The sequence below is a fragment of the Mycolicibacterium fallax genome, from assembly GCF_010726955.1.
GTDB classification, from domain to species: domain Bacteria; phylum Actinomycetota; class Actinomycetes; order Mycobacteriales; family Mycobacteriaceae; genus Mycobacterium; species Mycobacterium fallax.
Genome location: NZ_AP022603.1, coordinates 2,417,266 through 2,441,036, shown reverse-complemented (window position 1 = coordinate 2,441,036; position 23,771 = coordinate 2,417,266). Strand labels below are relative to the sequence as shown.

The 23,771-nt window shown below is 70.9% G+C and carries 27 protein-coding genes; 17 read left to right on the top strand and 10 right to left on the bottom strand.

Features of this window, described 5'->3' with window-relative positions; all coding sequences use genetic code 11:
* Window positions 1-10: 10 nt before the first annotated feature.
* The 3 genes from G6N10_RS11700 to G6N10_RS11690 are packed head-to-tail and all read left to right on the top strand — an operon-like array spanning window position 11 to window position 3,749.
* Window positions 11-1,177, top strand: coding sequence for a glycoside hydrolase family 76 protein (locus G6N10_RS11700; RefSeq protein ID WP_085095961.1), 1,167 nt, complete (start codon window positions 11-13; stop codon window positions 1,175-1,177).
* Entirely contained in the window at window positions 1,167-3,134 is a 1,968-nt protein-coding gene (locus tag G6N10_RS11695; protein ID WP_085095963.1) for an acetoacetate--CoA ligase, read from the top strand. Before G6N10_RS11700 ends, G6N10_RS11695 begins: the two co-directional genes overlap by 11 nt.
* 3 nt (window positions 3,135-3,137) lie before the next feature.
* Complete coding sequence (locus tag G6N10_RS11690) at window positions 3,138-3,749, top strand: TetR/AcrR family transcriptional regulator (RefSeq protein WP_085095965.1); 612 nt, start codon at window positions 3,138-3,140, stop codon at window positions 3,747-3,749.
* On the opposite strand, the gene G6N10_RS11685 is transcribed toward G6N10_RS11690, so the two are convergent.
* Window positions 3,740-4,987: a cytochrome P450 gene (locus G6N10_RS11685; protein WP_085095968.1), complete on the bottom strand. Its 1,248-nt coding sequence runs from the start codon at window positions 4,985-4,987 to the stop codon at window positions 3,740-3,742. The two genes, G6N10_RS11690 and G6N10_RS11685, sit on opposite strands and share 10 nt — an antisense overlap.
* Window positions 4,988-5,149: 162 nt before the next feature.
* Here G6N10_RS11685 and G6N10_RS11680 point away from each other — a divergent pair, with 162 nt between their 5' ends.
* Window positions 5,150-6,058: an LLM class F420-dependent oxidoreductase gene (locus G6N10_RS11680; RefSeq protein WP_085096194.1), complete on the top strand. Its 909-nt coding sequence runs from the start codon at window positions 5,150-5,152 to the stop codon at window positions 6,056-6,058.
* A 19-nt stretch (window positions 6,059-6,077) separates the two neighbouring features.
* Here G6N10_RS11680 and G6N10_RS11675 read toward each other — a convergent pair whose 3' ends face one another.
* Window positions 6,078-6,677: a TetR family transcriptional regulator gene (locus G6N10_RS11675; RefSeq protein WP_085095970.1), complete on the bottom strand. Its 600-nt coding sequence runs from the start codon at window positions 6,675-6,677 to the stop codon at window positions 6,078-6,080.
* 142 nt (window positions 6,678-6,819) lie between these two features.
* Here G6N10_RS11675 and G6N10_RS11670 point away from each other — a divergent pair, with 142 nt between their 5' ends.
* Genes G6N10_RS11670 through G6N10_RS11655 form a run of 4 tightly spaced genes read left to right on the top strand, consistent with a single transcriptional unit; the run spans window position 6,820 to window position 9,227 of the window.
* Entirely contained in the window at window positions 6,820-7,566 is a 747-nt protein-coding gene (locus G6N10_RS11670; protein WP_085095972.1) for a hypothetical protein, read from the top strand.
* Between the two features lie 5 nt (window positions 7,567-7,571).
* Complete coding sequence (locus tag G6N10_RS11665) at window positions 7,572-8,321, top strand: hypothetical protein (protein ID WP_085095974.1); 750 nt, start codon at window positions 7,572-7,574, stop codon at window positions 8,319-8,321.
* A gap of 4 nt (window positions 8,322-8,325) precedes the next feature.
* Window positions 8,326-8,922, top strand: a complete 597-nt coding sequence (locus G6N10_RS11660) for a cytochrome c oxidase subunit 3 family protein (protein ID WP_085095976.1) — start codon at window positions 8,326-8,328, stop codon at window positions 8,920-8,922.
* 2 nt (window positions 8,923-8,924) lie between these two features.
* Window positions 8,925-9,227: a cytochrome C oxidase subunit IV family protein gene (locus G6N10_RS11655; protein WP_085095978.1), complete on the top strand. Its 303-nt coding sequence runs from the start codon at window positions 8,925-8,927 to the stop codon at window positions 9,225-9,227.
* Between the two features lie 4 nt (window positions 9,228-9,231).
* Here G6N10_RS11655 and G6N10_RS11650 read toward each other — a convergent pair whose 3' ends face one another.
* The 3 genes from G6N10_RS11650 to G6N10_RS11640 form a co-directional block, all read right to left on the bottom strand.
* A complete protein-coding gene (locus tag G6N10_RS11650; RefSeq protein ID WP_085095980.1) occupies window positions 9,232-9,564 on the bottom strand; it encodes a heme-binding protein in 333 nt (110 codons plus the stop codon).
* Window positions 9,565-9,617: 53 nt separating this feature from the next.
* Window positions 9,618-9,956 (bottom strand): hypothetical protein, encoded by a 339-nt coding sequence (locus G6N10_RS11645; RefSeq protein ID WP_085095981.1) that lies wholly within the window; start codon window positions 9,954-9,956, stop codon window positions 9,618-9,620.
* Between the two features lie 113 nt (window positions 9,957-10,069).
* Complete coding sequence (locus G6N10_RS11640) at window positions 10,070-10,756, bottom strand: VTT domain-containing protein (protein ID WP_085096196.1); 687 nt, start codon at window positions 10,754-10,756, stop codon at window positions 10,070-10,072.
* Between the two features lie 158 nt (window positions 10,757-10,914).
* Between G6N10_RS11640 and fbaA the strand changes: the two genes are divergently transcribed.
* Window positions 10,915-11,955 (top strand): class II fructose-bisphosphate aldolase, encoded by a 1,041-nt coding sequence (gene fbaA, locus G6N10_RS11635; RefSeq protein ID WP_085095983.1) that lies wholly within the window; start codon window positions 10,915-10,917, stop codon window positions 11,953-11,955.
* A gap of 67 nt (window positions 11,956-12,022) precedes the next feature.
* On the opposite strand, the gene G6N10_RS11630 is transcribed toward fbaA, so the two are convergent.
* Entirely contained in the window at window positions 12,023-12,775 is a 753-nt protein-coding gene (locus tag G6N10_RS11630; RefSeq protein ID WP_085095984.1) for an Rv0361 family membrane protein, read from the bottom strand.
* A 99-nt stretch (window positions 12,776-12,874) separates the two neighbouring features.
* Here G6N10_RS11630 and G6N10_RS11625 point away from each other — a divergent pair, with 99 nt between their 5' ends.
* Entirely contained in the window at window positions 12,875-13,291 is a 417-nt protein-coding gene (locus G6N10_RS11625) for a DUF3151 domain-containing protein (RefSeq protein WP_085096198.1), read from the top strand.
* A 57-nt stretch (window positions 13,292-13,348) separates the two neighbouring features.
* Here the strand turns inward: G6N10_RS11625 and G6N10_RS11620 are convergent, their stop codons facing one another.
* Window positions 13,349-14,122, bottom strand: a complete 774-nt coding sequence (locus tag G6N10_RS11620) for a site-2 protease family protein (RefSeq protein WP_085095986.1) — start codon at window positions 14,120-14,122, stop codon at window positions 13,349-13,351.
* Window positions 14,112-14,708 (bottom strand): peptidase M50, encoded by a 597-nt coding sequence (locus tag G6N10_RS11615; RefSeq protein WP_085095987.1) that lies wholly within the window; start codon window positions 14,706-14,708, stop codon window positions 14,112-14,114. The genes G6N10_RS11620 and G6N10_RS11615 overlap by 11 nt, the downstream gene beginning before the upstream one ends.
* A 94-nt stretch (window positions 14,709-14,802) precedes the next feature.
* On the opposite strand from G6N10_RS11615, the gene G6N10_RS11610 reads away from it, so the two are divergent.
* Together G6N10_RS11610 and G6N10_RS11605 are read left to right on the top strand one after the other, a co-directional pair.
* Entirely contained in the window at window positions 14,803-16,098 is a 1,296-nt protein-coding gene (locus tag G6N10_RS11610; protein WP_085095989.1) for an adenylosuccinate synthase, read from the top strand.
* Entirely contained in the window at window positions 16,098-16,730 is a 633-nt protein-coding gene (locus tag G6N10_RS11605) for a PaaI family thioesterase (RefSeq protein WP_234810549.1), read from the top strand. The genes G6N10_RS11610 and G6N10_RS11605 overlap by 1 nt, the downstream gene beginning before the upstream one ends.
* On the opposite strand, the gene G6N10_RS11600 is transcribed toward G6N10_RS11605, so the two are convergent.
* Window positions 16,731-18,326: a Na+/H+ antiporter gene (locus G6N10_RS11600; RefSeq protein WP_085095991.1), complete on the bottom strand. Its 1,596-nt coding sequence runs from the start codon at window positions 18,324-18,326 to the stop codon at window positions 16,731-16,733.
* 42 nt (window positions 18,327-18,368) lie between these two features.
* On the opposite strand from G6N10_RS11600, the gene purT reads away from it, so the two are divergent.
* The 4 genes from purT to G6N10_RS11580 are packed head-to-tail and all read left to right on the top strand — an operon-like array spanning window position 18,369 to window position 21,687.
* Window positions 18,369-19,547 carry a formate-dependent phosphoribosylglycinamide formyltransferase gene (gene purT / locus G6N10_RS11595; protein ID WP_085095992.1) on the top strand — a complete coding sequence of 393 codons (1,179 nt, stop codon included), beginning with the start codon at window positions 18,369-18,371 and terminating at the stop codon, window positions 19,545-19,547.
* Entirely contained in the window at window positions 19,544-20,002 is a 459-nt protein-coding gene (locus tag G6N10_RS11590) for an Rv0361 family membrane protein (protein ID WP_085095994.1), read from the top strand. Before purT ends, G6N10_RS11590 begins: the two co-directional genes overlap by 4 nt.
* 48 nt (window positions 20,003-20,050) lie before the next feature.
* Window positions 20,051-20,464: a rhodanese-like domain-containing protein gene (locus G6N10_RS11585; protein ID WP_085095996.1), complete on the top strand. Its 414-nt coding sequence runs from the start codon at window positions 20,051-20,053 to the stop codon at window positions 20,462-20,464.
* Window positions 20,461-21,687, top strand: a complete 1,227-nt coding sequence (locus tag G6N10_RS11580; protein ID WP_085095998.1) for an O-succinylhomoserine sulfhydrylase — start codon at window positions 20,461-20,463, stop codon at window positions 21,685-21,687. Before G6N10_RS11585 ends, G6N10_RS11580 begins: the two co-directional genes overlap by 4 nt.
* Before the next feature lie 248 nt (window positions 21,688-21,935).
* On the opposite strand, the gene G6N10_RS11575 is transcribed toward G6N10_RS11580, so the two are convergent.
* Window positions 21,936-22,673 carry an MBL fold metallo-hydrolase gene (locus tag G6N10_RS11575; protein ID WP_085096000.1) on the bottom strand — a complete coding sequence of 246 codons (738 nt, stop codon included), beginning with the start codon at window positions 22,671-22,673 and terminating at the stop codon, window positions 21,936-21,938.
* Window positions 22,674-22,729: 56 nt separating this feature from the next.
* Between G6N10_RS11575 and fgd the strand changes: the two genes are divergently transcribed.
* Complete coding sequence (fgd, locus tag G6N10_RS11570; protein WP_085096001.1) at window positions 22,730-23,740, top strand: glucose-6-phosphate dehydrogenase (coenzyme-F420); 1,011 nt, start codon at window positions 22,730-22,732, stop codon at window positions 23,738-23,740.
* Window positions 23,741-23,771 lie beyond the last annotated feature (31 nt).

Here is a 23,771-nt window from a genome sequence, read left to right as displayed (position 1 = left end):
ATGAACTGCCATGGACCAGGTATGGGCTAATCGCGCCGGAACCGCCGAAATCGCGATCAGTACCCGGCACCTGAGAAAGCTGTGGGGCCTGCCGGGTACCCGACTCGGGGTGGTGGGTTGGCCGCCGGTCCGGCGGGAACGCTACTTCGGGACCTGGCACTACTGGTGGCAGGCGCACCTGCTGGACTGCCTGATCGACGCGCAGCTGCGCGCCCCGAACCCGGAGCGGTTGCAGCTGATCCGGCGCCAGATCCGCGGGCACTGGCTGCGCAACCCGGGCTGGACCAACAGTTACTACGACGACATGGCCTGGCTGGCCCTGGCGCTGCAGCGCGCCGGACGCTCGCTGGCGATCGACAAGCCGCGGGCGCTGGACAAGCTGGCCACCCAGTTTGTCGACGCCTGGGTGCCCGAGGACGGCGGCGGCATCCCGTGGCGCAAATCCGATCAGTTCTTCAACGCCCCGGCCAACGGGCCGGCCGGGATCTTCCTGGCCCGCTACGGCCGGGTCCGCCGCGCCACCCAGATGGCCGACTGGATCGAGGACACCCTGATCGACCCGGACACCCACCTGGTGTTCGACGGGATCAAGGGCGGCTCGCTGGTGCGCGCCCAGTACACCTACTGCCAGGGCGTGGTGCTGGGCCTGGAGACCGAGTTGGCGGTGCGCAGCGGTGAGGAGCGGCACCGCCACCGGGTGGCCCGGCTGGTGGCGGCGGTCGCCGAGGAGATGACCGACGAGAAGGTGCTGCGCGGCGGGGGCGGCGGCGACGGCGGACTGTTCCCCGGCATCACCGCCCGCTACCTGGCGCTGGTCGCCACCGCGCTGCCCGGCGAGGACGACGCCGCCCAAACCGCCCGCGACACCGCCGCCGCGATCGTGCTGGCCTCGGCGCAGTCGGCCTGGGACTACCGCCAGAACGTCGACGGGCTGCCGCTGTTCGGCCCGTCCTGGGACGAAAACGCGGTGATCCCGACGGCCGTTTCCGGGGCGGCGGACAAGGTGGACGGCGCGGTCAACCCCTCCGAGGTGCCCGAGCGGGACCTGTCGGTGCAGCTGTCCGGCTGGATGTTGATGGAGGCCGCGCACACCGTCACGGCCGGCGCCGTGGAGCCGCTGCACGGCGAGATCGCCGATGAGGAACGGGAATTCGAATGGGACGCCGATGACGACTGACCCCGCTGGTTCGGCCCCCGAGCCCGGGGGGTGGACTCCCGACGTGAGGACTGTCGCACACGCCCGGATCACCGAGTTCTGCGACTGGCTGCGCGCCAACGACAACGGCGACTTCGCCGACTACCAGCAACTGTGGCGGGCGTCGGTCAGCGACGTGGCCTGGTTCTGGGAGGCGGTCTGGCGGTTCTTCGAGATCCCGCTGCGCGCTGCGCCCACCGAGATCCTGGGCTCAGCGGAAATGCCTGGCGCGCAATGGTTTCCGGGTGGCCGGCTGAACTACGTCGACCAGGTGTTTCGGCACGCCGATCCCGAGCGCCCCGCCATGGTGGTGGCCGGCGAGGACGGTGCGGCCGAATGGTCTTGGCAGCGGCTGGAATCGGAGACCGCCGGCTTCGCGAACTACCTGCGCGGGCTGGGCGTGCGGCCCGGGGACCGGGTGGTCGGTTACCTGCCCAATATCGGCGAGACGGTGGTGGCGTTCCTGGCGGCGGCCAGCATCGGCGCGGTGTGGGCGGTGTGCAACCCCGACCTGGCCGTCGACGGCGTGGTCGCCCGGCTCGGCCAACTGGAGCCGACGGTGCTGATCGCGGCCGACGGCACCGTTTACGGCGGCAAACGCCACGACAAGCGCGCCGAGATCGCCGCGCTGCGGGCGGCGCTGCCGGGGCTGCGGTCCACCGTGGTGGTGCCCCGGCTGGGCCTGGACCTCGCCGAGCTCGGCGAGGTGACCGGCTGGGCCGAGGCGATCGCGGTCGGTGGCGACCTGCAGTCCGAACCGGTGGCCTTCGACCATCCGCTGTGGGTGCTGTTCTCCTCGGGCACCACCGGCACCCCGAAGGGCATCGTGCACGGGCACGGCGGGGTGGTCTTCGAGCACGTCAAATACCTTGGCCTGCAACTGGATCTGCGTCCCGAGGAACGGTTCTGCTGGTACACCACCACCAGTTGGATGATGTGGAACTTCCAGGTCGCCGGGCTGCTGGTGGGCGCGACGATCGTGCTGTACGACGGCAGCCCCACCCACCCGGACACCGACGGCATGTGGCGGGTGCTGGCCGACCATCGGGTGTCGGTGTTCGGTGCGGGGGCCGGCTACCTGCTGGCGTGTGCCAAGGAGGGCCTGCTGCCCGGGCAGCGCTATGACCTGTCCCGGCTGCGCGGCGTCGGGTCCACCGGCTCGCCGCTGCCCGCCGAGGGGTTCGCCTGGGTGCAGCGCGGGCTGGGCCGGGCGGTGCCGGTGCAGTCCTGCAGCGGCGGCACCGACGTGGTGACCGCGTTCATCGGCAGCGCGCCCACCGTGCCGATCCGCGCCGGGGAGCTGGGCTGCCTGTCGCTGGGTGCGGCGATCGAGGCGTGGGACGACGGGCAGCCGGTCATCGGGGTGGCCGGGGAACTCGTGATCACCAAGCCGATGCCGTCGATGCCGGTGTTCTTCTGGAACGACCCCGACGGTGCCCGCTACCGCGACGCCTACTTCGCCAAGTACCCCGAGGTCTGGTGTCACGGCGACTGGATCACCATCACCGAACGCGGATCGGTTGTGGTGCATGGCCGTTCGGATGCCACGCTGAACCGCGGCGGCATCCGGATGGGCAGCGCGGAGATCTACAACGCGGTCGAGAGCATGCCGGCGATCCGGGACTGCCTGGTGGTCGGGGTGGAGTTGGCCGACGGAGGCTACTGGATGCCGCTGTTCGTCGCGCTGGCCGACGGCGCGGTGCTCGACGATGCGCTGCGCGCCGAGATCACCGCGGCCATCCGCGGCAGCGCGTCGCCGCGGCATGTGCCCGACGACATCCTGGCGGTGCCGGGCATTCCGCGCACCATGACCGGCAAGCGCCTGGAGATCCCGATCAAGCGGATCCTGCTCGGCGCGGCACCGGCGCAGGTGGTTTCCGCTGCCGCGGTGGACGATCCGGGGCTGCTCGACGGCTTCACCGAATACGTCCGACGCTGAGCGATGGCGCGCAGGCACGGCTGGGCGGGGGACCCGCCGGGAACCGATGAGGAGGCGGTGGCCCGGATCGTCGGCGCGGCGATCGCGGTCATCGACGAGACCGGTGCGGAGATCAGCATCGCCGATGTGGCGCGCTCGCTCGGGGTGATCCGGCAGACCGTGTACCGGTACTTCCCGAACGCCGAGGCGCTGATGACCGCGGCCGCGGTGGCCTCGGTCGGCGCCTTCCTGGACCGCATCGAGGCGCAGACCCGCGGGCTGACCGAGCCGGCGGCGGCGGTGTGCGAGGGCCTGGCCTACGTGCTGGAGACGCTGCCGCGGACCCCGCATCTGGGGCTGCTGCTGACCCCGTCGCACACCAACCGGTTCCTGCCGGCCATCACCTCGACGCAGGCCCGGAGCTTCGGCCGCTCCATGCTGGCGCGGTTCGAGGTGGATTGGGCGTCGCACGGTTACGACGACGCGGCGCTGGAGGATCTGGTCGAGTTCGTGCTGCGGACGGTGCAGACCTTCGTGACCGACCCGGGCGACCCGCCGCGCGCCGGTGCCGAGCTGCGCCGGTATCTGACCCGCTGGGTGGGTTCGGCCGTTGCGGCCCAACCGGTTCAGCGGTAGCGCACGTCGAAGCTCTTGACCCCGTTGAGCCACGCCGAGCGCAGCCGCCGCGGCTCGCCGAGCTTGGTGATGTCGGGCAGCACGTCGGCGATCGCGTTGAACATCAGGTTGATTTCGGTGCGGGCCAGGTTGGCGCCCAGGCAGAAGTGCGTACCCTGGCCGCCGAAGCCCAGGTGCGGGTTGGGATTGCGCAGCACGTTGAACTCGTGCGGGTTCTCGAACACCTCGTCGTCGAAGTTGGCCGAGGCGTAGAACAGCCCGACCCGGTCGCCGGCGGCGATCGCCGCGCCGCCGAGCTGCACGTCGCGGGTGGCGGTGCGCTGGAACGCGTACACCGGGGTGGACCAGCGCACGATCTCGTCGGCCGCGGTCTCCGGGCGATCCCGCCGGTAGATCTCCCACTGCTCGGGATGGTCCAGGAAGGCGTTGAGCCCGTGGGTGATCGCGTTGCGGGTGGTCTCGTTGCCGGCCACCGCCAGCAGCACCACGAAGAAGCCGAACTCCTCCTGGGTCATCCATTCGCCGTCGAGGTCGGCGTGCACCAGCTTGGTGACGATGTCGTCGGCCGGGCAGCGCCTGCGCTCGTCGGCCATGCCGTAGGCGTAGGCCAGCAGCTGGGCGTTGGCGACGGTCGGGTCGTCCAGCCCGGCGTCGGGGTCCTCCAGGTTGATCACCGAGTTCGCCCAGTGGAACACCTTCTGGTGGTCCTCCGCGGGGACACCGATCAGGTCGGCGATGGCCTGCAGCGGCAGCTTGGCGGCGATGTCGGCGACGAAGTCGCCGGACTCGGACTCGGCGGCCTCGGCCACAATGCGCCGGGCCGCGATGCGCAGCTTCTCCTCCAGTTCGGCGACCGCGCGCGGGGCGAACAGCCGGGAGACGATCCGGCGCAGCCGGGTGTGCTCGGGCGGATCGTGGTTGATCAGCAGGGCCTTGGTGAGCTCGATCTTCTCCTCATCCATGCCCTCGAAGAAGCTGATCACCACACCCTTGCGGTTGGCCGACCAGGTGTCCGGGTCGCGGGAGATGGCCTTGATGTCGGCGTGCCGGCTGATCACCCAGAATCCGCCGTCGGTGAAGCCGCCGGTGCCCGGCTCCTGGGCGTTCCACCACACCGGCGCGTTGCGGCGCAGTTCGGCGAATTCGCGCAGCGGCACGCCCTGGCCGAGCACGTCGGGGTCGACGAAGTCGATGCCGTCGGGCCGCGAGCTGAATGGGCAGCCGAGGGTACTGGTCATCGGGGTCCTTCCCGGTAGGTGAGACGTCGGTCACGTAGACCATACGTTAAGAAACCTACACGTATGGTCTGACGGCGGGGGCGTGCCGCGTCGTCGCCGCCCGGCGCTGGGGGAACCACCGGGCCCGCCGGGCCGGACGGCGCAGTGCCTACGATCGTGACCATGACCTCCTCGGCGCGCGCCCACATCGACTTCGGTTCCCGCATCGGCGTGTGGTGGGGCAGCGACACCTGGTCGATGCCCGACGCCCAGCAGGTGGCCCGGGAGATCGAGGCGCTGGGATTCGGTTCGCTGTTTCTGCCCGAGGCGTTCGGCAAGGAGTGCCTGACCCAGTCGGCGGCGTTCCTGGCGGCCACCGACCGGCTGGTGGTCGGCACCGGGATCGCCAACATCCACTACCGGGTGCCCTCGGCCGCCGAGGCCGGGGCGCGCACCCTGACCGCGCTGTATCCGGGTCGGTTCGTGCTCGGGCTGGGGGTCAGCCACGGGCCGCTGGTCGACGCGATCGGCGGCAGCTACACCAAGCCGCTGGCCACCATGCGCGGCTATCTGGAGGCGATGGCGGCGGTGCCGGCGCAGATCGAGCCGGGCGTCGGCCGGCCGCCGCGGCTGCTCGCGGCGCTCGGCCCGAAGATGATCGAGCTGTCCGGCACGCACGCCGACGGCGCGCACCCGTACCTGGTGACCCCGGAGCAGACCCGGGTCACCCGGGAGATCGTGGGCGCCGACCGCTGGGTGGTGTCCGAGCAGGCCGTCGTGGTGGGTGGCGAGGACGCCGAGCAGCTGGCCTTCGCGCACCAGCACCTGGACATGTACTCGTTGCTGCCCAATTACCGAAACTCGTGGCTGCGCCAGGGCTTTGACGAGTCCGACGTGGTGCGCGGCGGGTCCGACCGGCTGGCCCGCGCGCTGGTCGGGATGGGTGGGGTCAGCGACGCCGCGGCCTCGCTGACCGCGCACCTGGACGCCGGGGCCGACCACGTGGTGGTGCAGGTGCTCGGGGACGGTCCCGGGATGGATCCGCGCCCGGCGCTGCGGGCGCTGGCCGCCGAGCTGGGTCTGGGACGGTAGCCGGCCCGGCGCCCGCCGGTCAGGCGAGTACCCGCAGCCCGCGCAGATAGGTGTCCAGGTACTCGTCGAGGAACGGTTCCCGGATCGGCTCGGGGATGGTGATCAGCAGGGCGTAAAGCCCGACCAGAAACGAGATGCCGTTGTGCATCACGTCGACGTCGGCCGGGATCTCCCCGCGGTCGCGGGCGTGCTGCAGATCCTCGACCACCGCGACGATCAGCGGGTGCGTGGTCCATTCGTCGGTCGGCGGCCGCGTCGAGGAGAAGTGCAGCGCCAGAAAGTCTTTGAACAGGTGCCGGCCCAGCCGGCTCTTGAGCTTCTGCAGCGCGGCGACGGCCTGGGTCAAGGTGGTGCGCACGTCGTGCGGCTCGGCGTAGATCCGGGTGAGCTCGGTGGCCATCCGGTCCTCCTCGCGTCGCTCCAACTCGATCAGCACGTGTTCCTTGGTGGGGAAGTGGAAGAAGAAGGTGCCGTGCGCGACGCCCGCGGCCGACACGATCGGGCCGATCTCGGCGGCGGCCATCCCGGCGCGGCGGAACTCCGCGATGGCGGCGCCCAGCAGTCGCTCCCGGGTCTGGTGGCCCTTGCGGCCCCGCACGGTTGCGGCCGGCTTCGTCATGGGGCCAGTCTAGGCCATACAAAACTGACTTAAATCAGAAAACCCCTTTCCGTTCCTGGCCGCGAACGCTAGCGTGCACGTGGGGCAACCGGGATCGACGGCGTCGTCGATCTACTGACTCAAGTCATAAACAGGAGGTACGGTGCAGATTCTCGAGCGGGTCCAGGACCTGCCGAATGCCGGCAACATCAAGGCCCAGTGGGTCTGCCTGTGGTCCGGGCCCGCGGTGGGACTCGTGCTGCTGATCGCCGCGGCGGCCTTCCCCGGGTTCTGGCCGCCGATGTCCCCGACGCTGCCCGCCGAGGAGGTCGCCCGGTTCTACGCCGAGCACACCGCCTGGATCCGGTTCGGCCAGGTCACCTTCAACCTGTGCGGCATCCTGGTGGTGCCGTTCTTCATGGTGATCGTCGTGCAGATGAAGCGGATGCGGGGCCAAAGTCACGTGTTCGCCTACTGCTACCTGACCGCGGTGGTCAGCGGCGCCACCTTCTTCGCGCTGTCGAACGTGTTCTTCCTGGTCGCGGCCTTCCGCCCGGACCGCAGCCCCGACCTGATCCAACTGCTCAACGACCTGGCCTGGATCGTGTTCATCGCGCCGATCGGGATGCTGCTGTCCCAGTTCGTGCTGCTGGCCCTGGCGGTGCGGTTCGACAACGGACCCGACCCGGTGTTCCCGCCCTGGGTCGGCTGGTACTCGCTGGCCACCGGGGTGGCGATCGTCCCGTCGGCCGCCGCCGCGGTGTTCCAGACCGGGCCGCTGGCCTGGGACGGACTGCTGTCGTTCTGGGTGCGCAACGGGGCGCTGGCCGCCTTCGTGGTGGTGATGTTCTTCGTGCTGCGACGGGCCGTGCTGCGCCAGGCGATCGCCGACGGCGTGGTGGCCGGGTGAGTCCAGTGCGGGCACTGACCCCCGACGGGTACGTCACCACCGCCGACGGGCGGCCGGCCGGTAAACCCGACGTCCGGATCATGACGTGGTTCTTCCCGCTCTGGTACGGCCTGTTCGGCATCATCATCTGCCTGCTGGCCCGGGTCACCCCGCCGCCGCGGCCGGATGTCAGCACCGCCGACAAGGTCGCATTCTTCAGCCAGAACGGGCTGACCATCCAGCTCGGCTTCGTCGTGCTGCTGGTGTTGCTCGGCGGTGCGGCGATGACCAACGGTCTGGTCGCCTACCAGATGAAACGGATGTCCACCGGCTCGGTGCTGGCCTACGGCTACCTGGCCGGCATGAGTGTCGGCGCACTGCCGGGCTTCCTGCTGGTCGGCGTCTGCTTCCTGACCGCGACGCTGCGCCCCGACCGCGACCCCGAGCTCATCGGACTGCTCTACGACCTCGGAATGCTGTCCTACAACGCCTCATTGGGCTGCTTCACCGCCGCGTACCTGGTGTTGGCGATCGCGGTGCTCTACGACCGCAACAACATCTTCCCGAAGTGGTTCGCCTACATCTCGGTCTGGCAGATCGTCACCGAGGTGATCGCCAGCCAGATGGTCGTCTTCTACTCCGGGCCGTTCGCCTGGAACGGCTCGATCTCGTTCTGGGTCGCGGTGGTGGTGTTCTCGGTCTGGCTGGGCGCGCTCATCGTGATCCTGCGCAACGCCGCCGCGGCCGAGCCGGCCGACGAACCGGATATGGACTGAGGCGATGGGGAAAGTGACTGTGCAACAACCGGATACCGAGACCGTCGCGGTGCCCGACGGCAGGCTGCCCGGCGATGTCCACATGTGGGTGATGGTGCTGGGCGACCTGATCGTCTTCTCCAGCTACTTCCTCATCTACCTGATCTACCGCAGCATGGACCCGGAGTCCTTCCTGCGGGCCCAGCAGCACCTCGACATCAACATCGGGTCGATCAACACCGTGGTGCTGCTGACCAGCTCGTTGTTCGTCGCCCGCTCGGTGCTGTCCGCCCGGGCCGGCGCGCACCGGCAGGCCATCGGGTTCGTCTACGCCGCCGGCGGCTGCGGCGTGCTCTTCATGGTCCTCAAGGGCTATGAGTGGGCCGCCAAAATCAGTGCCGGGCACACCAATTCGGACATGTTCTTCTCGTTCTATTACGTGATCACCGGCGTACACCTGGTGCACGTGCTGATCGGTCTGATCGTGCTGGGCGTGGTGGTTCGCGAACTGCAGAACCCGGGCCGGCGGCGCACCTGGATGGTCGAAACCGGCGCCACCTACTGGCACATGGTCGACCTGCTCTGGGTGATCATCTTCGGCCTGCTCTACGTAATGAGGTGACCATGGCAGCAACCACCGGCACGACCGAAAAGACCGAAACCACCGCGCGCACCCTGGGCTGGGCCTGGGTGGTGCTCGTCGTCATCACCGTGGCGTCCTGGCGACTGGCCCCGGCGCATTTCACCGACACCGTGGTGGCCAGCACCGGCGTCACCGCACTGGTGCTGGTGCTGACCTACATCAAGGCCCGGGTGATCCTGCGGTACTTCATGGAGGTGCGCTCGTCGCCGCGCTGGCTGCGGATCGGGACCGAGGTGTGGCTGATCGTGCTGCTTGGCGCGGTCTTCGGGATCTACCTGGCCTGAGCGCTCAGCCGCACCGGTCGTGGAAGTCCGCGGCGGGCTGGCGGATGCCCTTGAGCTCGTCGCGTTCCTGCGGGTGGCTCTCGCCGAACTCCCGCATCCGGGTGGCGACCTCCTCGCGCGGCAGGCCCTTGAGGCTGGTGAGGAAGTCGTTGACCTGCGGGTGGGTGTGCAGGTAGGCGGAGGTGGCGATGTTGACCCCGCCCATCACCCCGGCCAGGTCGGCGGCCGTGCAGTTCGGCGGCGCCGGGGTGTCGTCTGCGGCAGCCAGCCCGGCCGCACCGAACAGCGCGGCGCCCACCGCCAGGCCGGCGACGCCGGATCGGATCAGAAAAGACATGGCCGCTCCTCGTTGGATGATGGTCGGCCGGGCCGGAATCCGGCCCGGGTTCGTCAGCGTCGCCCGCGCCCGCCGCCGTCGCGGGACGGTCCCCGGTGCGGACTCACCTCGGGCCGGTTGCCGGGGGTGCCGGGCAGGCCCACATCGCCGTCGCCGGCGCCGAACACGACACCGACGCCCCCGCCGTCATAGCAGTACCAGTCGTACTCGCAGGGGTACGGCGCATACGTGCCTGAGCCGCTGGAATCGGCGCCGCGCACATCGCCCTGCGAACAGATGGTGGTCCCGCCGCTGTTCACGCAGTCGGCGGCCGCGGTCGGCGCACCGGCGACGACCGCGCCGAAGGCGGCCAGCGCGACCACCGGCGCAGCGGCAAAACCCGTCAGCTTCATCGCCGCTCCCTGCCTCAGCGACCGATCCGGCAGCCGGATGGCACTGCCCGGTCGGATGTGTACCGCTAGAAGATAAACCGGGCCGGGCCGCGGCGCCAGGTGACGGGTGCGGCTCAGGCCTGCTCGGCGGCGGCCTCGGCGGCCCCGTCGTCGGTGCCGGCGGTCTTGGCGGCCTTGCGCCGGCGCCACCACTCGATGAACATCGGCGCCAGCGAGGCCAGCACGATCGCCACGAAGATCGGCTCCAGCAGCTTCTGGATGATCGGGAAGCCGCCCAGCCAGTAGCCCAGCAGGGTCAGGCCGATGCCCCACACCAGCGCGCCGACGATGTTGTAGATGCTGAACACCGCGTAGTTCATTCGGGCCGCGCCGGCCGACAGCGGGGCCAGGGTCCGCACGATCGGCACGAACCGGGCGATCACGATCGCGATCGGGCCGCGCTTCTCGAAGAACGCGTGCGCCTCGTCGAGATACTTCTGCTTGAGGAACCGGGCGTCGGGCTTGAACATCTCCACCCCGATGAACCGGCCGATGAAGTAGCCGACCTGGCCGCCCAGCACCGCCGCGATCGGGATGAACACCAGCAGCTGCCACAGCTGGAAATTGGCCTGCCCCGCCCCCGCCTCGGCCGCCCCGGCGGCCGAGGTGGCCGCCAGCATGCCCGCCACGAACAGCAGCGAATCGCCGGGCAGGATCGGGAACAGCACGCCCGACTCGATGAAGATCACCAGCAGCAGCCCGGCCAGCGCCAAAGTGCCGAACGAGTTCAGCAGGTGCAGCGGGTCCAGGAAGTCCGGCATCAGCGCCAGGTAGGTGGTGGCCTCGAGGGGAACATTTGCGGTCACGACGGTCAAGGGTACCCGGGAGATCTTCGGGCACGGCTGCTGTTGTCCCGGCGCTCTGCGATACTGACCGGGAGTCCAACCCCGCAGGTAATCCAGCCAGGAGGAGATTTCCCATGCCCATCGCGACGCCCGAGGTCTACGCCGAGATGCTGAGCCGCGCCAAGGAGAACTCCTTCGCCTTCCCGGCCATCAACTGCACCTCCTCGGAAACCATCAACGCCGCCATCAAGGGTTTCGCCGACGCCGGCAGTGACGGCATCATCCAGTTCTCCACCGGCGGCGCGGAATTCGGTTCCGGACTCGGCGTCAAGAACATGGTGACCGGCGCGGTCGCGCTGGCTGAGTTCGCCCACGTCATCGCCGAGCGGTACGACATCACCGTCGCGCTGCACACCGACCACTGCCCCAAGGACAAGCTGGACACCTTCGTCCGGCCGCTGCTGGCGATCTCCGCCGAGCGGGTCGCCGCGGGCCGCAACCCGCTGTTCCAGTCGCACATGTGGGACGGCTCGGCCGTGCCGATCGGGGAGAACCTGACCATCGCGCAGGAACTGCTGGCCAAGGCGGTGGCCGCCAAGATCATCCTCGAGGTGGAGATCGGCGTGGTCGGCGGCGAGGAGGACGGCGTCGAGGCCGAGATCAACGACAAGCTGTACACCACCTCCGAGGACTTCGAGAAAACCATCGACGCCCTCGGCGCCGGGGACAAGGGCCAGTACCTGCTGGCCGCGACCTTCGGCAACGTGCACGGGGTGTACAAGCCGGGCAACGTCGTGCTCAAGCCCGAAGTGCTGGCGGAGGGGCAGCGGGTCGCCGCCGCCAAGCTCGGCCTCGGTGCCGACGCCAAGCCGTTCGACTTCGTCTTCCACGGCGGCTCGGGCTCGCTGAAGTCGGAGATCGAGGACTCGCTGCGCTACGGCGTGGTGAAGATGAACGTGGACACCGACACCCAGTACGCGTTCACTCGGCCGGTCGCCGGGCACATGTTCGCCAACTACGACGGCGTGCTGAAGATCGACGGCGAGGTCGGCAACAAGAAGGTCTACGACCCGCGCAGCTACCTGAAGAAGGCCGAGGCGTCGATGACCGAGCGGGTCATCGAGGCGTGCAACGACCTGCACAGCGCCGGTCGCAGCGTGTCCGCCAAGGGCTGAGTTTGCCGCCGGTGCGGTCCGTGGGCGAGGACGCCCGCGGGCCGCACCGCCGCACTCGCGGGCGGAGCTACTCGGTGCCCTCGCAGACCTTCCAGGTGTCGCCGACCCGGCGCAGATCGAAGCTGCGGGTGGACAGCGCGCCCGGGTCCGCCGGCCGGTAGGTCGTCACGTTCGCCTCGGCGCGGTCCCCGTCGACGACCACCGCGTCGATGCTCGACATCACCGGGACTTCCTTGTTCGCCACCATCTTGGCGTGCAGTTCCTGCCACTGCTGATCCTCGAAGGCGTCGTAGTCGCCGCAGGTGATGCTGCGCAGCGTGGCCAGGTCGCCGTTCTGCACGGCGGTGGTGTAGCTCTCGATCGCCGAGCGGACCTGGTCACTCGGCGAGCCGCCGCGGGTCAGCAGCACCGTCACCAGCACCGCGACCGCCACCAGCGCGGCGATCACCAGCACCAGCGCGATCACCCAGCCCCAGCTGCGGCGCCGCGGCGACGGCACGGCGGGCACCTCGCCGCGGGCCGGGATGGCCTGCGGGCCCGCGGTCCGCGGTGCGGCGGGTTCCTCGGCGCCGGGCAGGTCGAGGATCTCGGTGGCCGGATCGGCCGGGGCGGCCCCGATGATCTGGGTGGAACTGTCGAACGCCGACGGCGCGGTGAACCGCCGCTGGTCCTCGGCGGGCTCCTCGACCGGGGCGAACATCTCGGTCGGGTCGGCGGGCGCGAAGATCTCCGTCGCGGGCTCGGCGGTGGCGGCGTCGACGTCGACGACGTCGGTTTCGTCCTCGGTGTTGTCCCGACCGGGACCCGGGCCTGTCGACATCGGTGCTGCGGTCCTCCCGTTGAGATCGTGCAGTGCCCTGAGCCTACGGCCTCAGAGGCCCTCCGGTCGCGCGGCACCCGGCACGGCAGAATGGGCGTCATGACGCACATGGGTGATCTGCTGGGTCCGCAACCCGTCCTGCTGCCGGGCGACCCGGAGGCCGAACAGGAACTGTCCGACGGCCGCCGCGCCGTCGAGGTTGCCGCCGGGCATCCGTCGGCGTCGGTGGCCTGGGCGTCGCTGGCCGAACATGCGATGGCCGACGACAAGGTGGTCACCGCCTACGCCTATGCCCGGACCGGCTACCACCGCGGGCTCGATCAGCTGCGCCGCAACGGCTGGAAGGGTTTCGGCCCGGTGCCGTTCGCGCACGAACCCAACCAGGGCTTCCTGCGCTGCGTGGCGGTGCTGGCGCGGGCCGCCGCCGCGATCGGCGAGACCGACGAGTACCGGCGCTGCCTGGACCTGCTCGACGACTGCGATCCGGCCGCCCGCACCGAGCTCGGCGTCACCTAAAGCGGGCCGCCCCGACTCGGCGCCGGACCGCCCCGGCTCGGCGGCGGACCGCCCCGCTCAGCGCCAGAACAGGGTGAGGCTGTAGCCGATGCCGGCCAGCCAGTCGTACCCGCCGAGCCACCGGTACAGGCCGAACACCAACTCGAAGAACCAGCCGTTGAGCGGCGGGGTCACCAGCACCACCAGCAGGATCAGGAAGCCCCAGGTGCGCAGCGGTTCCATCGCCCGGCGGGCCGCCGCGCCGAGGTGCGGCTCCAGCGCGCCGTAGCCGTCCAGGCCCGGGATCGGCAGCAGGTTGAGCACCAGCGCCATCACCTGCAGCAGGGCCAGGAACGCCAGGCCGGACCAGAACACGCTGTGGTCGTTGGAGTAGCCGAGCCAGATCGCGCCGAGCAGCAGCACCGCCAGCGCCAGGTTGGCCGCCGGCCCGGCCAGGCTGACCAGCGTGCGCTGGCGTTTGGTCATGAAGTCGGTGCGCACCCAGACCGCGCCGCCGGGCAGGCCGATGCCGCCGATCAGGATGAACAGCACCGGCAGCAGCAGCGACAATCCCGGGTTGGCGTACTTGAGCGGGTTCAGCGTCAGGTAGCCCCGGGCCGCGACCTCGCGGTCGCCGAAGCGCCAGGCGGTGAACGCGTGGCCGAACTCGTGCAGGCTCAGTGACACCACCCAGCCGGCGATGACCAGGATGAACACCCCGGCGTAGCCGGCCGGCGAGTTGTCGGTGCCGGCGGACCCGGCCGAGTAGGCCAGCGCGCCGCCGCCGGCGGCGATGGCCAGGATCGCCAGGAAGATCGGGCTGGGCCGCACCCGCACGGCCTCAGCCGACACGAAGCCAGCCCTCGGTATTGCGGTAGAACGTCGAGCGCCGCACCGGCCGCGGCGCGGGCACCCCGTCGCGCAGCACCGTCGCCGCGGTGGTGCCCAGCTGGGCGGCCCGCCCGGCAACCCAGCGGCGGCGCCGCCACGGCCCCCGGTCGACGCAGGCCCGCAAACCCGGTACCCGGTCAAGCGGCTGCACCCGCAGGCCCGGCGCGTGCCCGTCGAACAGCACGGTGTCATCGACGACGGCCTCGCCCTCGATCGCCGCGGCATCCTCGGCAGGTCGCCACAATGCGGTGCCGAACAGGGCAGATCCGGTCTCGTCGCGGATCAGCGGCACCCGGCGCGCGGTGCCCGAGCGGGCCCGGCGGGCTCGCCACGGGCGGGTCACCGGAGCCACCTCGACGCCGAGTCGTTCGGTGCGCAGCAAACGAGTCAGGACGGTCGCCAGGTCGGCGTTCCCGCCCAGCACGACGACCCGCTGGGCGGTCTCGGTGACCGCGTCGACATCGGCCGGCTCGGTGACGTCGTGCACCGCCAGCCGGCGCAGCGGGCGGGGGATCCGGCGGTCACCGAATCGCAGCACGACGGTCAACGCGGCTCCTTTTGCCGGATGGAGGTCTTCGGTCGGATAAGGTTACTCACCGGCTGGATGCGGTATCCGGCGACATGAGCAGGAGATTTGTGCCATGCCGGCAATCGTCCTCATCGGCGCCCAGTGGGGCGACGAAGGCAAGGGTAAGGCCACCGATCTGCTCGGTGGGCGAGTGCAGTGGGTCGTGCGGTACCAGGGCGGTAACAACGCCGGGCACACCGTCGTGCTGCCGACCGGGGAGAACTTTGCGCTGCACCTGATCCCATCGGGCATCCTCACCCCGGGGGTGACTAACGTGATCGGCAACGGCGTCGTGATCGACCCGGGGGTGCTGCTCACCGAGCTGCGTGGGCTGGAGGACCGCGACGTCGACACCGATCGGCTGCTGATCTCCGCCGACGCGCACCTGCTGATGCCCTACCACGTCGCCATCGACAAGGTCACCGAGCGCTACATGGGCAGCCGCAAGATCGGCACCACCGGCCGCGGCATCGGGCCCTGCTACCAGGACAAGATCGCCCGGATCGGCATCCGCGCGGCCGACGTGCTCGACGAGGGCTCGCTGACCGCCAAGGTCGAGGCCGCCTGCGAGTTCAAGAACCAGGTGCTGGTCAAGATCTACAACCGCAAGGCGCTGGATCCGCAGGAGATCGTCGACGCGCTGCTGGAGCAGGCCCAGGGCTTCCGGCACCGGATCGCCGACACCCGGCTGCTGCTGGCCCGGGCGCTGGAGTCCGGCGACACCGTGCTGCTGGAGGGCTCCCAGGGCACCCTGCTCGACGTCGACCACGGCACCTACCCGTTCGTCACCTCCAGCAACCCGACCTCCGGCGGCGCGGCCGTGGGCTCGGGGATCGGACCCACCCGGATCACCACCGTGCTGGGCATCCTGAAGGCCTACACCACCCGGGTCGGCTCCGGCCCGTTCCCGACCGAACTGTTCGACGAGCACGGCGCTTACCTGGCCAAGACCGGCGGCGAGGTCGGTGTCACCACCGGCCGGGCCCGGCGCTGCGGCTGGTTCGACGCCGTCATCGCCCGCTACGCCACCCGGGTCAACGGCATCACCGACTACTTCCTGACCAAGCTCGATGTGCTGTCCTCGCTGGAGACCGTGCCGATCTGCGTCGGTTACACCGTCGACGGCAAACGCACCGACGAGATGCCGATGACCCAGGCCGACATCGCCCGCGCCGAGCCGGTGTACGAGGAGATGCCCGGCTGGTGGGAGGACATCTCCGCGGCGCGCGAGTTCGACGAGCTGCCGGCCAGGGCGCGCGACTATGTGCTGCGGCTGGAGGAACTGGCCGGGGCGCCGGTCTCCTGCATCGGGGTCGGCCCGGGCCGGGAGCAGACCATCGTGCGCCGCGACGTGCTGGCGGCCCGCTAGTGCCCGACCCGGTGCCCGAGGCCTTCGACCACGAGCAGCACGGCGGTTTCCCCGTCTACGAACCGGCCCGGCCGAGCCCCGGCTTCGCCGACTTCCTGACCGGCATGCGCCGACTGCAGGACCTGGCGGTGTCCGCCGACCCGGACACCGACACCTGGGCGCGGGCCGCGGCGGGGGTCGCCGAGCTGGTGCGGATGCTGGAGCCGTTCGCCGTCGCCGAGGGCGTCGGCCCGGCGGGGCGGGTCCCGGAGCTGCCCGGGGCGGGTCACCTGCTGATGCCGCCGTGGCGGGTCGTGCGTTTCGAGCCCGACGGCGTCGAGCTGGCCGTGACGTTCAGCCGGTACCACGTCGGCGGCAACTACGCCGTGCACGGCGGGGTGCTGCCGCTGCTGTTCGACTCGGTGTTCGGCATGGTCATCCACGCCGCCGGGCGCCCGATCAGCCGCACCGCCTACCTGCACGTCGACTACCGCAAGGTCACCCCGATCGACGTGGAGCTGACCGCCACCGGCCGGATCACCGAGGAGCAGGGGCGCAAGGCGTTCGTCACCGCCGAACTGCGCGACCCGGACGGCAACCTGCTGGCCGAGGCGAACGGCCTGATGCTGCGGCTGCTGCCCGGCCAGCCCTGATCACCGGTTGAGGGTGGCCTCCCACAGGTCCAGGTCGTAGGTCAGGGCGCGCAGCGTCTCGTCGTCAATCCGGTCGGCGTCGCGTTCGGCGATCACCGCCTCGCGCTCGGCGGCCAGCATCTGCAGCCGCAGCCGGCGGTACACCGCCGCGGGCGCCGCCGCGAGCTCGTCCTCGCTGTGTTCCAGCTCGGCCGCCCAGGCCTCATCGCGGCGGTGCCTGTTCCACTCCCGCAGCGGCCGCGCGGCCGCCTCGTAGTTCTCCATCGGCCGCCCCGAGGCGCGGGCCTGCATCATCAGTTCGGTGAGCCGGTGTTCGGCGGCGTCGGCGGCCCGGGTCCGGGTGGCCACGATGGCCAGCCGGTCGGCGCGCCGGTCACCGTGCACGTCGAGGCGCCGGATGATCCACGGCAGCGTCAGGCCGTGCAGCAGCAGGGTGCCGATCACCACGACGAACGTCAGGAACACGATGTAGGACCGGCCCGGGAACGGGTCGCCGGACAGCGTCGTCAACGGCACCGCGAACGCCGCGGCCAGTGACACCACGCCGCGCATCCCGGCCCAGGCGACCACGAACAGGTGCGCCGGCGGCGGCCGGGTGCCGCCGCGTCCGGCGCCGGGCCGCGACGGCGTCAGGTAGGCGGTGCCGAACACCCACACGATCCGGGTGAGCAGCACCGTGGCGAACACGGCCGCCGACGAGGACACCAACATCATTGTGGGAATCCCGGTCAGGTCATTGACCACCTGCGGCAACTGCAACCCGATCAGCAGGAACGCAAACGACTCCAGCACCAGCTGCACCGACCGCCACACCGCGTCGTCCTGCAGCCGGGTGGCGTACCCGGCGTCGGTGGCGCGCTGACCGAGCATCAGCGCCGCCACCACCACGGCCAGCACCCCGGACGCGTGTACCTGCTCGCCGAGCAGGTAGCAGACGAACGGGGCGAGCAGGCCGATCGCGCTCTCGGCCAGCGGATCGTCGAGCCGGCGCCGGATCGCGATGATGATCCGGCCGAGCAGCACGCCGACCAGCACCCCTCCGACCACGGCCCAGCCGAACACCGCGGTGGCGTGACCCCAGGTTTCGGTGATCCCGACCGCCGCGGCCAGCGCGACCCGGTAGGCGGTCAGCGAGGTGGCGTCGTTGAGCAGGCTCTCGCCGCCGAGCATCGTCATCAGCCGGCGCGGCAACCCCAGCCGGCGGCCGATCGCCGTCGCCGACACCGCGTCCGGTGGGGCGACGATGGCGCCAAGCACCAGCGCCGCGGACAGGGTCAACTGCGGCACCGCGTAGTAGGCGACCAGCCCGACGGCGGCGGCGGTGACCAGCGGCAGGCCCACCGCCAGCAGGGCGATCGGGGTGAAGTTCTTGCGTAGCCCCAGGTAGGAACTCTCCAGCCCCGCCGACCACAGCAGCGGCGGCAGGATCACGAACAGCACGACCTCGGGGTCGAGCACCAGCACCGGCAGGCCCGGGATCGCGGTGGCGGCCAGTCCGGCGACCACCAGCACCAGCGGGGAGGGCAGGCCGAATCGCCGGGCCAGGGCCGCGACCAGCACGGCGGTCACCAGCGTGGCGAGTATCTCCGCGGACAAAGCCCGAACCTCCGATCCTCGCCTGCCCCTATCCTGGGTCAGATGCGGATTGCGCTGCTGGGCTCCGGCGAACTGGGTGCCGATCACGTTACGGCCTTCGCCCGGTTGGGGGCGGAGGTGATCGCCGTCGATTCGGTGCCCGGCGGCCCGGCCGCCCGGGTCGCGCACGCCGCCGAAACGGTGACGCTGACCGACCCGGTGGCGCTGACCGCGGCGCTGCGCCGACTGGCGCCGGAGGTGATCGTCACCGCGACCGACCGGGTGGCCGCCAACGCGCTGGCCGCCTTCGAGGGCGAGGCGACCGTGGTGCCCAGCGCCCGCAACGTGCGGATGGCACTGGACCGCGAGGGCCTGCGCCGGCTGGCCGCGGACCGGCTGGGCCTGCCGACCGCGCCGTTCTGGTTTGCCAGTTCGGCCGCCGAACTGGCCGCGATCGCCGCGCACGCCGGCTTCCCGATGGTGGTCAAACCGCTGGTGACGCTGCCCAGCGACGGGCAGTCGGTGCTGCTGCGGGCCGAGGACGTCGAACCGGCGTGGCGGCGCGCGGTGTCGGTGGCCGGCCGGATCAGCCACCCGCGGGTGCTGGCCGAGACCGTCGTGGAGATCGACCACGAGCTGACCCTGCTCACCCTCGGCAGCGCCGATGGGCTGGTGTTCTGCGAACCGATCGGGCACTGCCAGGTCGAGGGGTTCGCCGGCCAGACGGTGCTGGAGTCCTGGCAGCCGCAGCGGATGAGCCGGGTCGCGCTGGAGACCGCGCACTCGATCGCCGCCCGGATCGTCAACGCCCTCGGCGGGCGCGGGCTGTTCGGGGTGGAACTGCTGGTCGCCGGCGACGAGGTGTACTTCTCCGACGTCAACGCCTGGCCCACCGACGCGGGACTGGTCACCCTGCGCTCGCAGCGGCTGTCGGTGTTCGACCTGCACGCCCGAGCGGTGCTGGGCCTGCCGCTGGACACCATCATGATCTCCCCGGCGGCCGCCGAACTGACCTACGGCGACGGCGCGGTCCCGGGCCCCGGCCCGGCCGAGCTGGCCACCGCCCTGCGGGTGCCGGAGAGCGACGTGCGAGTATTCGGCGGTCCGAGTCGGGTGCCGCGGCGCCGGCTGGGCCTGGCACTGGCCACCGCTGCGGACGTGACCACCGCCCGCGATCGGGTCCGTCGGGCGACCACCGCGCTGCACACCAGTTGGCGCACTCACCCGGGAGGACGGCAATGACGCGACGATGGTTCGGCGGCGGCGATGAGGGCAACAGCGGCTCCAGCGCCGCGCCGTTCATGATTGCGCTGGTGGTCGTGGTGCTGGTGCTGGTCGGTATCGGGCTGACGAACATGTTCTCCGCCGAGCGCAATTCCGATCAGGAGCAGATCATTCGCGCGGCGATCGGCCAGAACGACGCCCTGCAGCGCGTCGACTATCCGGCGTACGCCGACTACACCTGCCCGGCGCTGGCCGGCAGCGCCGACGACCTGGCGCTGCGGCAGAAGAACTCGGTGCAGGCGCGCGGGGCGCGGTACCTGGAGACCATCAACAACATCGCCGTCAACGGCGAGCGGGCCACCGCCACCGTCGTCTACTACTTCGACAGCGACAAGGACGAGAAGGTCGACGCGCCCACCGTCTTCGAGAAGCGCGACGGGCGCTGGCAGGTGTGCAGTTCCGGACCCAGCTGAGTCGGCGCGGCCCGCGGCCCGCGGTGGCGGTGTGGGAAACTCGCAGGCGTGAGCTACGCCGGAGACCTCAGCCCCGAACAGTCCTGGAAGCTGTTGCAGGAAAATCCCGACGCCGCGCTGGTCGACGTCCGCACCGCCGCGGAGTGGAGCTTCGTCGGGGTGCCCGATGTCAGCGAGTTGGACCGCGACGTGGTGTTCGTGCAGTGGAACCGTTCCGACGGCACCCACAACGACAACTTCCTCGCCGATCTGGCCGCCGCGGGCATCACCCCCGGTGAGCGTCCGGTGATCTTCCTGTGCCGCTCCGGCGGCCGGTCAGTGGCGGCCGCCGAGCTGGCCACCGCGGCCGGCATCGGCCCGTCGTACAACCTGCTCGACGGCTTCGAGGGCGAACTCGACGCGCACTCGCACCGCGGCGCGGACGGCTGGAAGTCCGCCGGCCTGCCGTGGCGGCAGTCGTGAGCACGCCGGAGATCCCGTCGGTCCGGATCCCGGCGGCGCTGCCGCCCGGCGTCGGCCAGGCCACCATCGGGGTGCGCGGCGGCCTGCTGCGCTCGGGTTTCGACGAGACCTCCGAGGCGCTGTACCTGAACTCCGGCTACGTCTTCGAATCCGCCGAGGACGCCGAGAAGTCGTTCACCGGGGAGATCGACCGGTTCGTCTACTCGCGCTACGGCAACCCCACGGTGTCGATGTTCGAGGAGCGGCTGCGGCTGATCGAAGGCGCCGAGGCGGCGTTCGCGACGGCCAGCGGCATGGCAGCGGTGTTCACCGCGCTGGGGGCGCTGCTGAGCGCCGGTGACCGGCTGGTCGCCGCGCGCAGCCTGTTCGGCTCCTGCTTTGTGGTGTGCAACGAGATCCTGCCGCGCTGGGGTGTGGAGACGGTGTTCGTCGACGGCGAGGACCTCGACCAGTGGGAGCAGGCCCTGTCGGTGCCCACCAAGGCGGTGTTCTTCGAGACGCCGTCGAACCCGATGCAGTCGCTGGTCGACATCGCCGCGGTGGCCGACCTGGCGCACGCGGCCGGCGCGCAGGTGGTGCTGGACAACGTGTTCGCCACCCCGCTGCTGCAGCGCGGGATGCCGCTGGGCGCCGACGTCGTCGTCTACTCCGGCACCAAGCACATCGACGGCCAGGGCCGGGTGCTGGGCGGGGCGATCCTGGGCGGCAAGGAGTACATCGACGGGCCGGTGCAGAACCTGATGCGCCACACCGGGCCGGCGCTGAGTCCGTTCAACGCCTGGACCCTGCTCAAGGGCCTGGAGACGATGGCGATCCGGGTGGACTACGCCAACCGCTCCGCGCAGCGGATCGCCGAGTTCCTGGAGGGGCATCCGGCGGTGCGCTGGGTGCGCTACCCGTTTTTGGCCTCGCATCCGCAGTACGAGCTGGCCCGCAGGCAGATGTCCGGCGGCGGCACCGTCATCACCTTCGAGCTGGAGGCCCCCGAGGGCGAGGGCAAGCGGCGGGCGTTCGACCTGCTCAACGGGCTGGAGTTGGTCGACATCTCCAACAATCTCGGTGACGCCAAGACGCTGATCACCCATCCGGCCACCACCACGCACCGGGCGATGGGGCCGGAGGGGCGGGCCGCGATCGGGCTCGGCGACGGGGCGGTGCGGATCTCCATCGGCCTGGAGGACACCGAGGACCTGATCGCCGACCTGGACCGGGCCCTGGGCTGACGCCCTTTGCGGCGCTCCCTTTGCGGTGGCACCCCCTTTGCGGCGAGCGCGCAACCGTGTACGCCTGCGTCGGAGTGTCGTGTCCCTGCTTGAGCGCTGGGCGTAGGGGGTTGGCGCCAGCGCGCACTCCTGTACACCGTCATCGGCGTGTCGTGTCCAAGGGTGAGCGCTCGGCAAAGGAGGGGACCCCACGCCAGGGTGCGCACAGGAGGGGACCCCGCACCAGGATGCGCGCAGGAGGGGGCCCGCTAGGCCTGGGCGGCGAGGTCCCGGATGGGGGCGTGCCAGACGTCGCCGTGACCGGGTACCAGCAGCTCGGCGTCGACGGCGGCCAGCGTCGCCAGGCTGGCCCGGCAGCGGGCCTGGTCGTGGTTGAACACCGACGGCAACAGCTGCGGGCCGACGCGGTCGCTGACCGGATGCCCGGTGATCAGCGCGTCGCCGCTGACCAGCACCGCGTCCACCAGATAGGAGCAGTGCCCGCCGGTGTGCCCGGGGGTGGGCACCGGCCGGGGCGCCCCGGGCAGCGTCGCGGCCAACTCCGCCGTCAGCGCCGCCGCGGTCGGAATGCCCGCCCGGGTCAGCGCGCCGAGCGCGGCGATCTGCGCCGACCAGCGCAGCCAGCGCGGCCGCCAGGCGTGCCGGGCCAATTGGGCCGCGGACACCTGCTCCAGGTAGTCCCGGCGGGCGTGCCCGACCTCGTCGGCGTGGCAGTACACCGGGGTGCGGTGCTCGGCGGCGAACCAGATTGCGGTGCCGAAATGATCGACGTGGGCGTGGGTCAGCAGGATCGCCGCCACGTCCTCGGGCCGACGGCCGAGCTCGGCCAGGGTGCCCAGCACCGCCGCGCGGTCCCCGGGGTACCCGGCGTCGATCAGCAGCACCCGGTCGTCGTCACCGGTGACCAGCGTCCAATTGACGTGCCCGGTGACGGCCGCGTACACGGCGTCGGTGACGCGGACGAGGCGGGTTCCGGCGGCGGCCATCGCTCGAGCGTAGGGCGACCTGCGCGGCGGACCCGCCCTGGAGTAGAAACAAGGGCGTGGCTGAACTCAAACTCGGATACAAGGCGTCGGCGGAACAGTTCGCCCCGCGGGAACTCGTCGAGCTGGCGGTGCTGGCCGAGGCACACGGCATGGACAGCGCCACCGTGAGTGACCACTTCCAGCCGTGGCGGCACCGGGGCGGCCACGCGCCGTTCTCGCTGGCCTGGCTGACCGCGGTCGGCGAACGCACCGAACGACTGCAGCTGGGCACCTCGGTGCTCACCCCGACGTTCCGATACAACCCGGCCGTCATCGCGCAGGCATTCGCGACGATGGCCTGCCTGTACCCGAGCCGGGTGTTCCTCGGGGTCGGCACCGGGGAGGCGCTCAACGAGATCGCCACCGGCTTCACCGGCACCTGGCCGGAGTTCAAGGAACGCTTCGCCCGGCTGCGTGAATCGGTGCGGCTGATGCGGGAACTGTGGGGCGGGGACCGGGTCGACTTCGACGGCGACTACTACCACCTCAAGGGCGCCTCGATCTACGACGTGCCCGAGGGTGGCGTGCCGATCTACATCGCCGCGGGCGGGCCGGTCGTCGCCAAGTACGCCGGGCGCGCCGGCGACGGGTTCATTTGCACCTCCGGCAAGGGCGAGGAGCTCTACGCCGACAAGCTGCTGCCCGCGGTCGCCGAGGGAGCGGCCGCGGCCGGCCGCGACGTCGCCGACATCGACAAGATGATCGAGATCAAGATCTCCTACGACCCGGATCCGCAGCTGGCGCTGGAGAACACCCGGTTCTGGGCGCCGCTGTCGCTGACGGCCGAGCAGAAGCATTCGATCGACGATCCGATCGAGATGGAGGCCGCCGCCGACGCCCTGCCGATCGAGCAGGTCGCCAAGCGCTGGATCGTGGCATCCGATCCCGACGAGGCCGTCGAGAAGGTCGCCGACTACGTGCGGTGGGGGCTCAACCACCTGGTCTTCCACGCCCCCGGGCACGATCAGCGCCGGTTCCTGGAGCTGTTCGAACGCGATCTCGCCCCGCGGCTGCGCGCATTGGGCTGAGCCGACGGGGCGGGGGCTGGCAAGCTGTAGG

Bases quoted from the DNA above. Each gene is read 5' to 3' on its own strand.
- G6N10_RS11700 (WP_085095961.1), top strand. From the start codon at position 11: ATGGACCAGGTATGGGCTAATCGCGCCGGAACCGCCGAAATCGCGATC.
- G6N10_RS11695 (WP_085095963.1), top strand. From the start codon at position 1,167: ATGACGACTGACCCCGCTGGTTCGGCCCCCGAGCCCGGGGGGTGGACT.
- G6N10_RS11690 (WP_085095965.1), top strand. From the start codon at position 3,138: ATGGCGCGCAGGCACGGCTGGGCGGGGGACCCGCCGGGAACCGATGAG.
- G6N10_RS11685 (WP_085095968.1), bottom strand. From the start codon at position 4,987: ATGACCAGTACCCTCGGCTGCCCATTCAGCTCGCGGCCCGACGGCATC.
- G6N10_RS11680 (WP_085096194.1), top strand. From the start codon at position 5,150: ATGACCTCCTCGGCGCGCGCCCACATCGACTTCGGTTCCCGCATCGGC.
- G6N10_RS11675 (WP_085095970.1), bottom strand. From the start codon at position 6,677: ATGACGAAGCCGGCCGCAACCGTGCGGGGCCGCAAGGGCCACCAGACC.
- G6N10_RS11660 (WP_085095976.1), top strand. From the start codon at position 8,326: ATGGGGAAAGTGACTGTGCAACAACCGGATACCGAGACCGTCGCGGTG.
- G6N10_RS11655 (WP_085095978.1), top strand. From the start codon at position 8,925: ATGGCAGCAACCACCGGCACGACCGAAAAGACCGAAACCACCGCGCGC.
- G6N10_RS11650 (WP_085095980.1), bottom strand. From the start codon at position 9,564: ATGTCTTTTCTGATCCGATCCGGCGTCGCCGGCCTGGCGGTGGGCGCC.
- G6N10_RS11645 (WP_085095981.1), bottom strand. From the start codon at position 9,956: ATGAAGCTGACGGGTTTTGCCGCTGCGCCGGTGGTCGCGCTGGCCGCC.
- G6N10_RS11640 (WP_085096196.1), bottom strand. From the start codon at position 10,756: ATGCCGGACTTCCTGGACCCGCTGCACCTGCTGAACTCGTTCGGCACT.
- fbaA (WP_085095983.1), top strand. From the start codon at position 10,915: ATGCCCATCGCGACGCCCGAGGTCTACGCCGAGATGCTGAGCCGCGCC.
- G6N10_RS11630 (WP_085095984.1), bottom strand. From the start codon at position 12,775: ATGTCGACAGGCCCGGGTCCCGGTCGGGACAACACCGAGGACGAAACC.
- G6N10_RS11625 (WP_085096198.1), top strand. From the start codon at position 12,875: ATGACGCACATGGGTGATCTGCTGGGTCCGCAACCCGTCCTGCTGCCG.
- G6N10_RS11610 (WP_085095989.1), top strand. From the start codon at position 14,803: ATGCCGGCAATCGTCCTCATCGGCGCCCAGTGGGGCGACGAAGGCAAG.
- purT (WP_085095992.1), top strand. From the start codon at position 18,369: ATGCGGATTGCGCTGCTGGGCTCCGGCGAACTGGGTGCCGATCACGTT.
- G6N10_RS11590 (WP_085095994.1), top strand. From the start codon at position 19,544: ATGACGCGACGATGGTTCGGCGGCGGCGATGAGGGCAACAGCGGCTCC.
- G6N10_RS11575 (WP_085096000.1), bottom strand. From the start codon at position 22,673: ATGGCCGCCGCCGGAACCCGCCTCGTCCGCGTCACCGACGCCGTGTAC.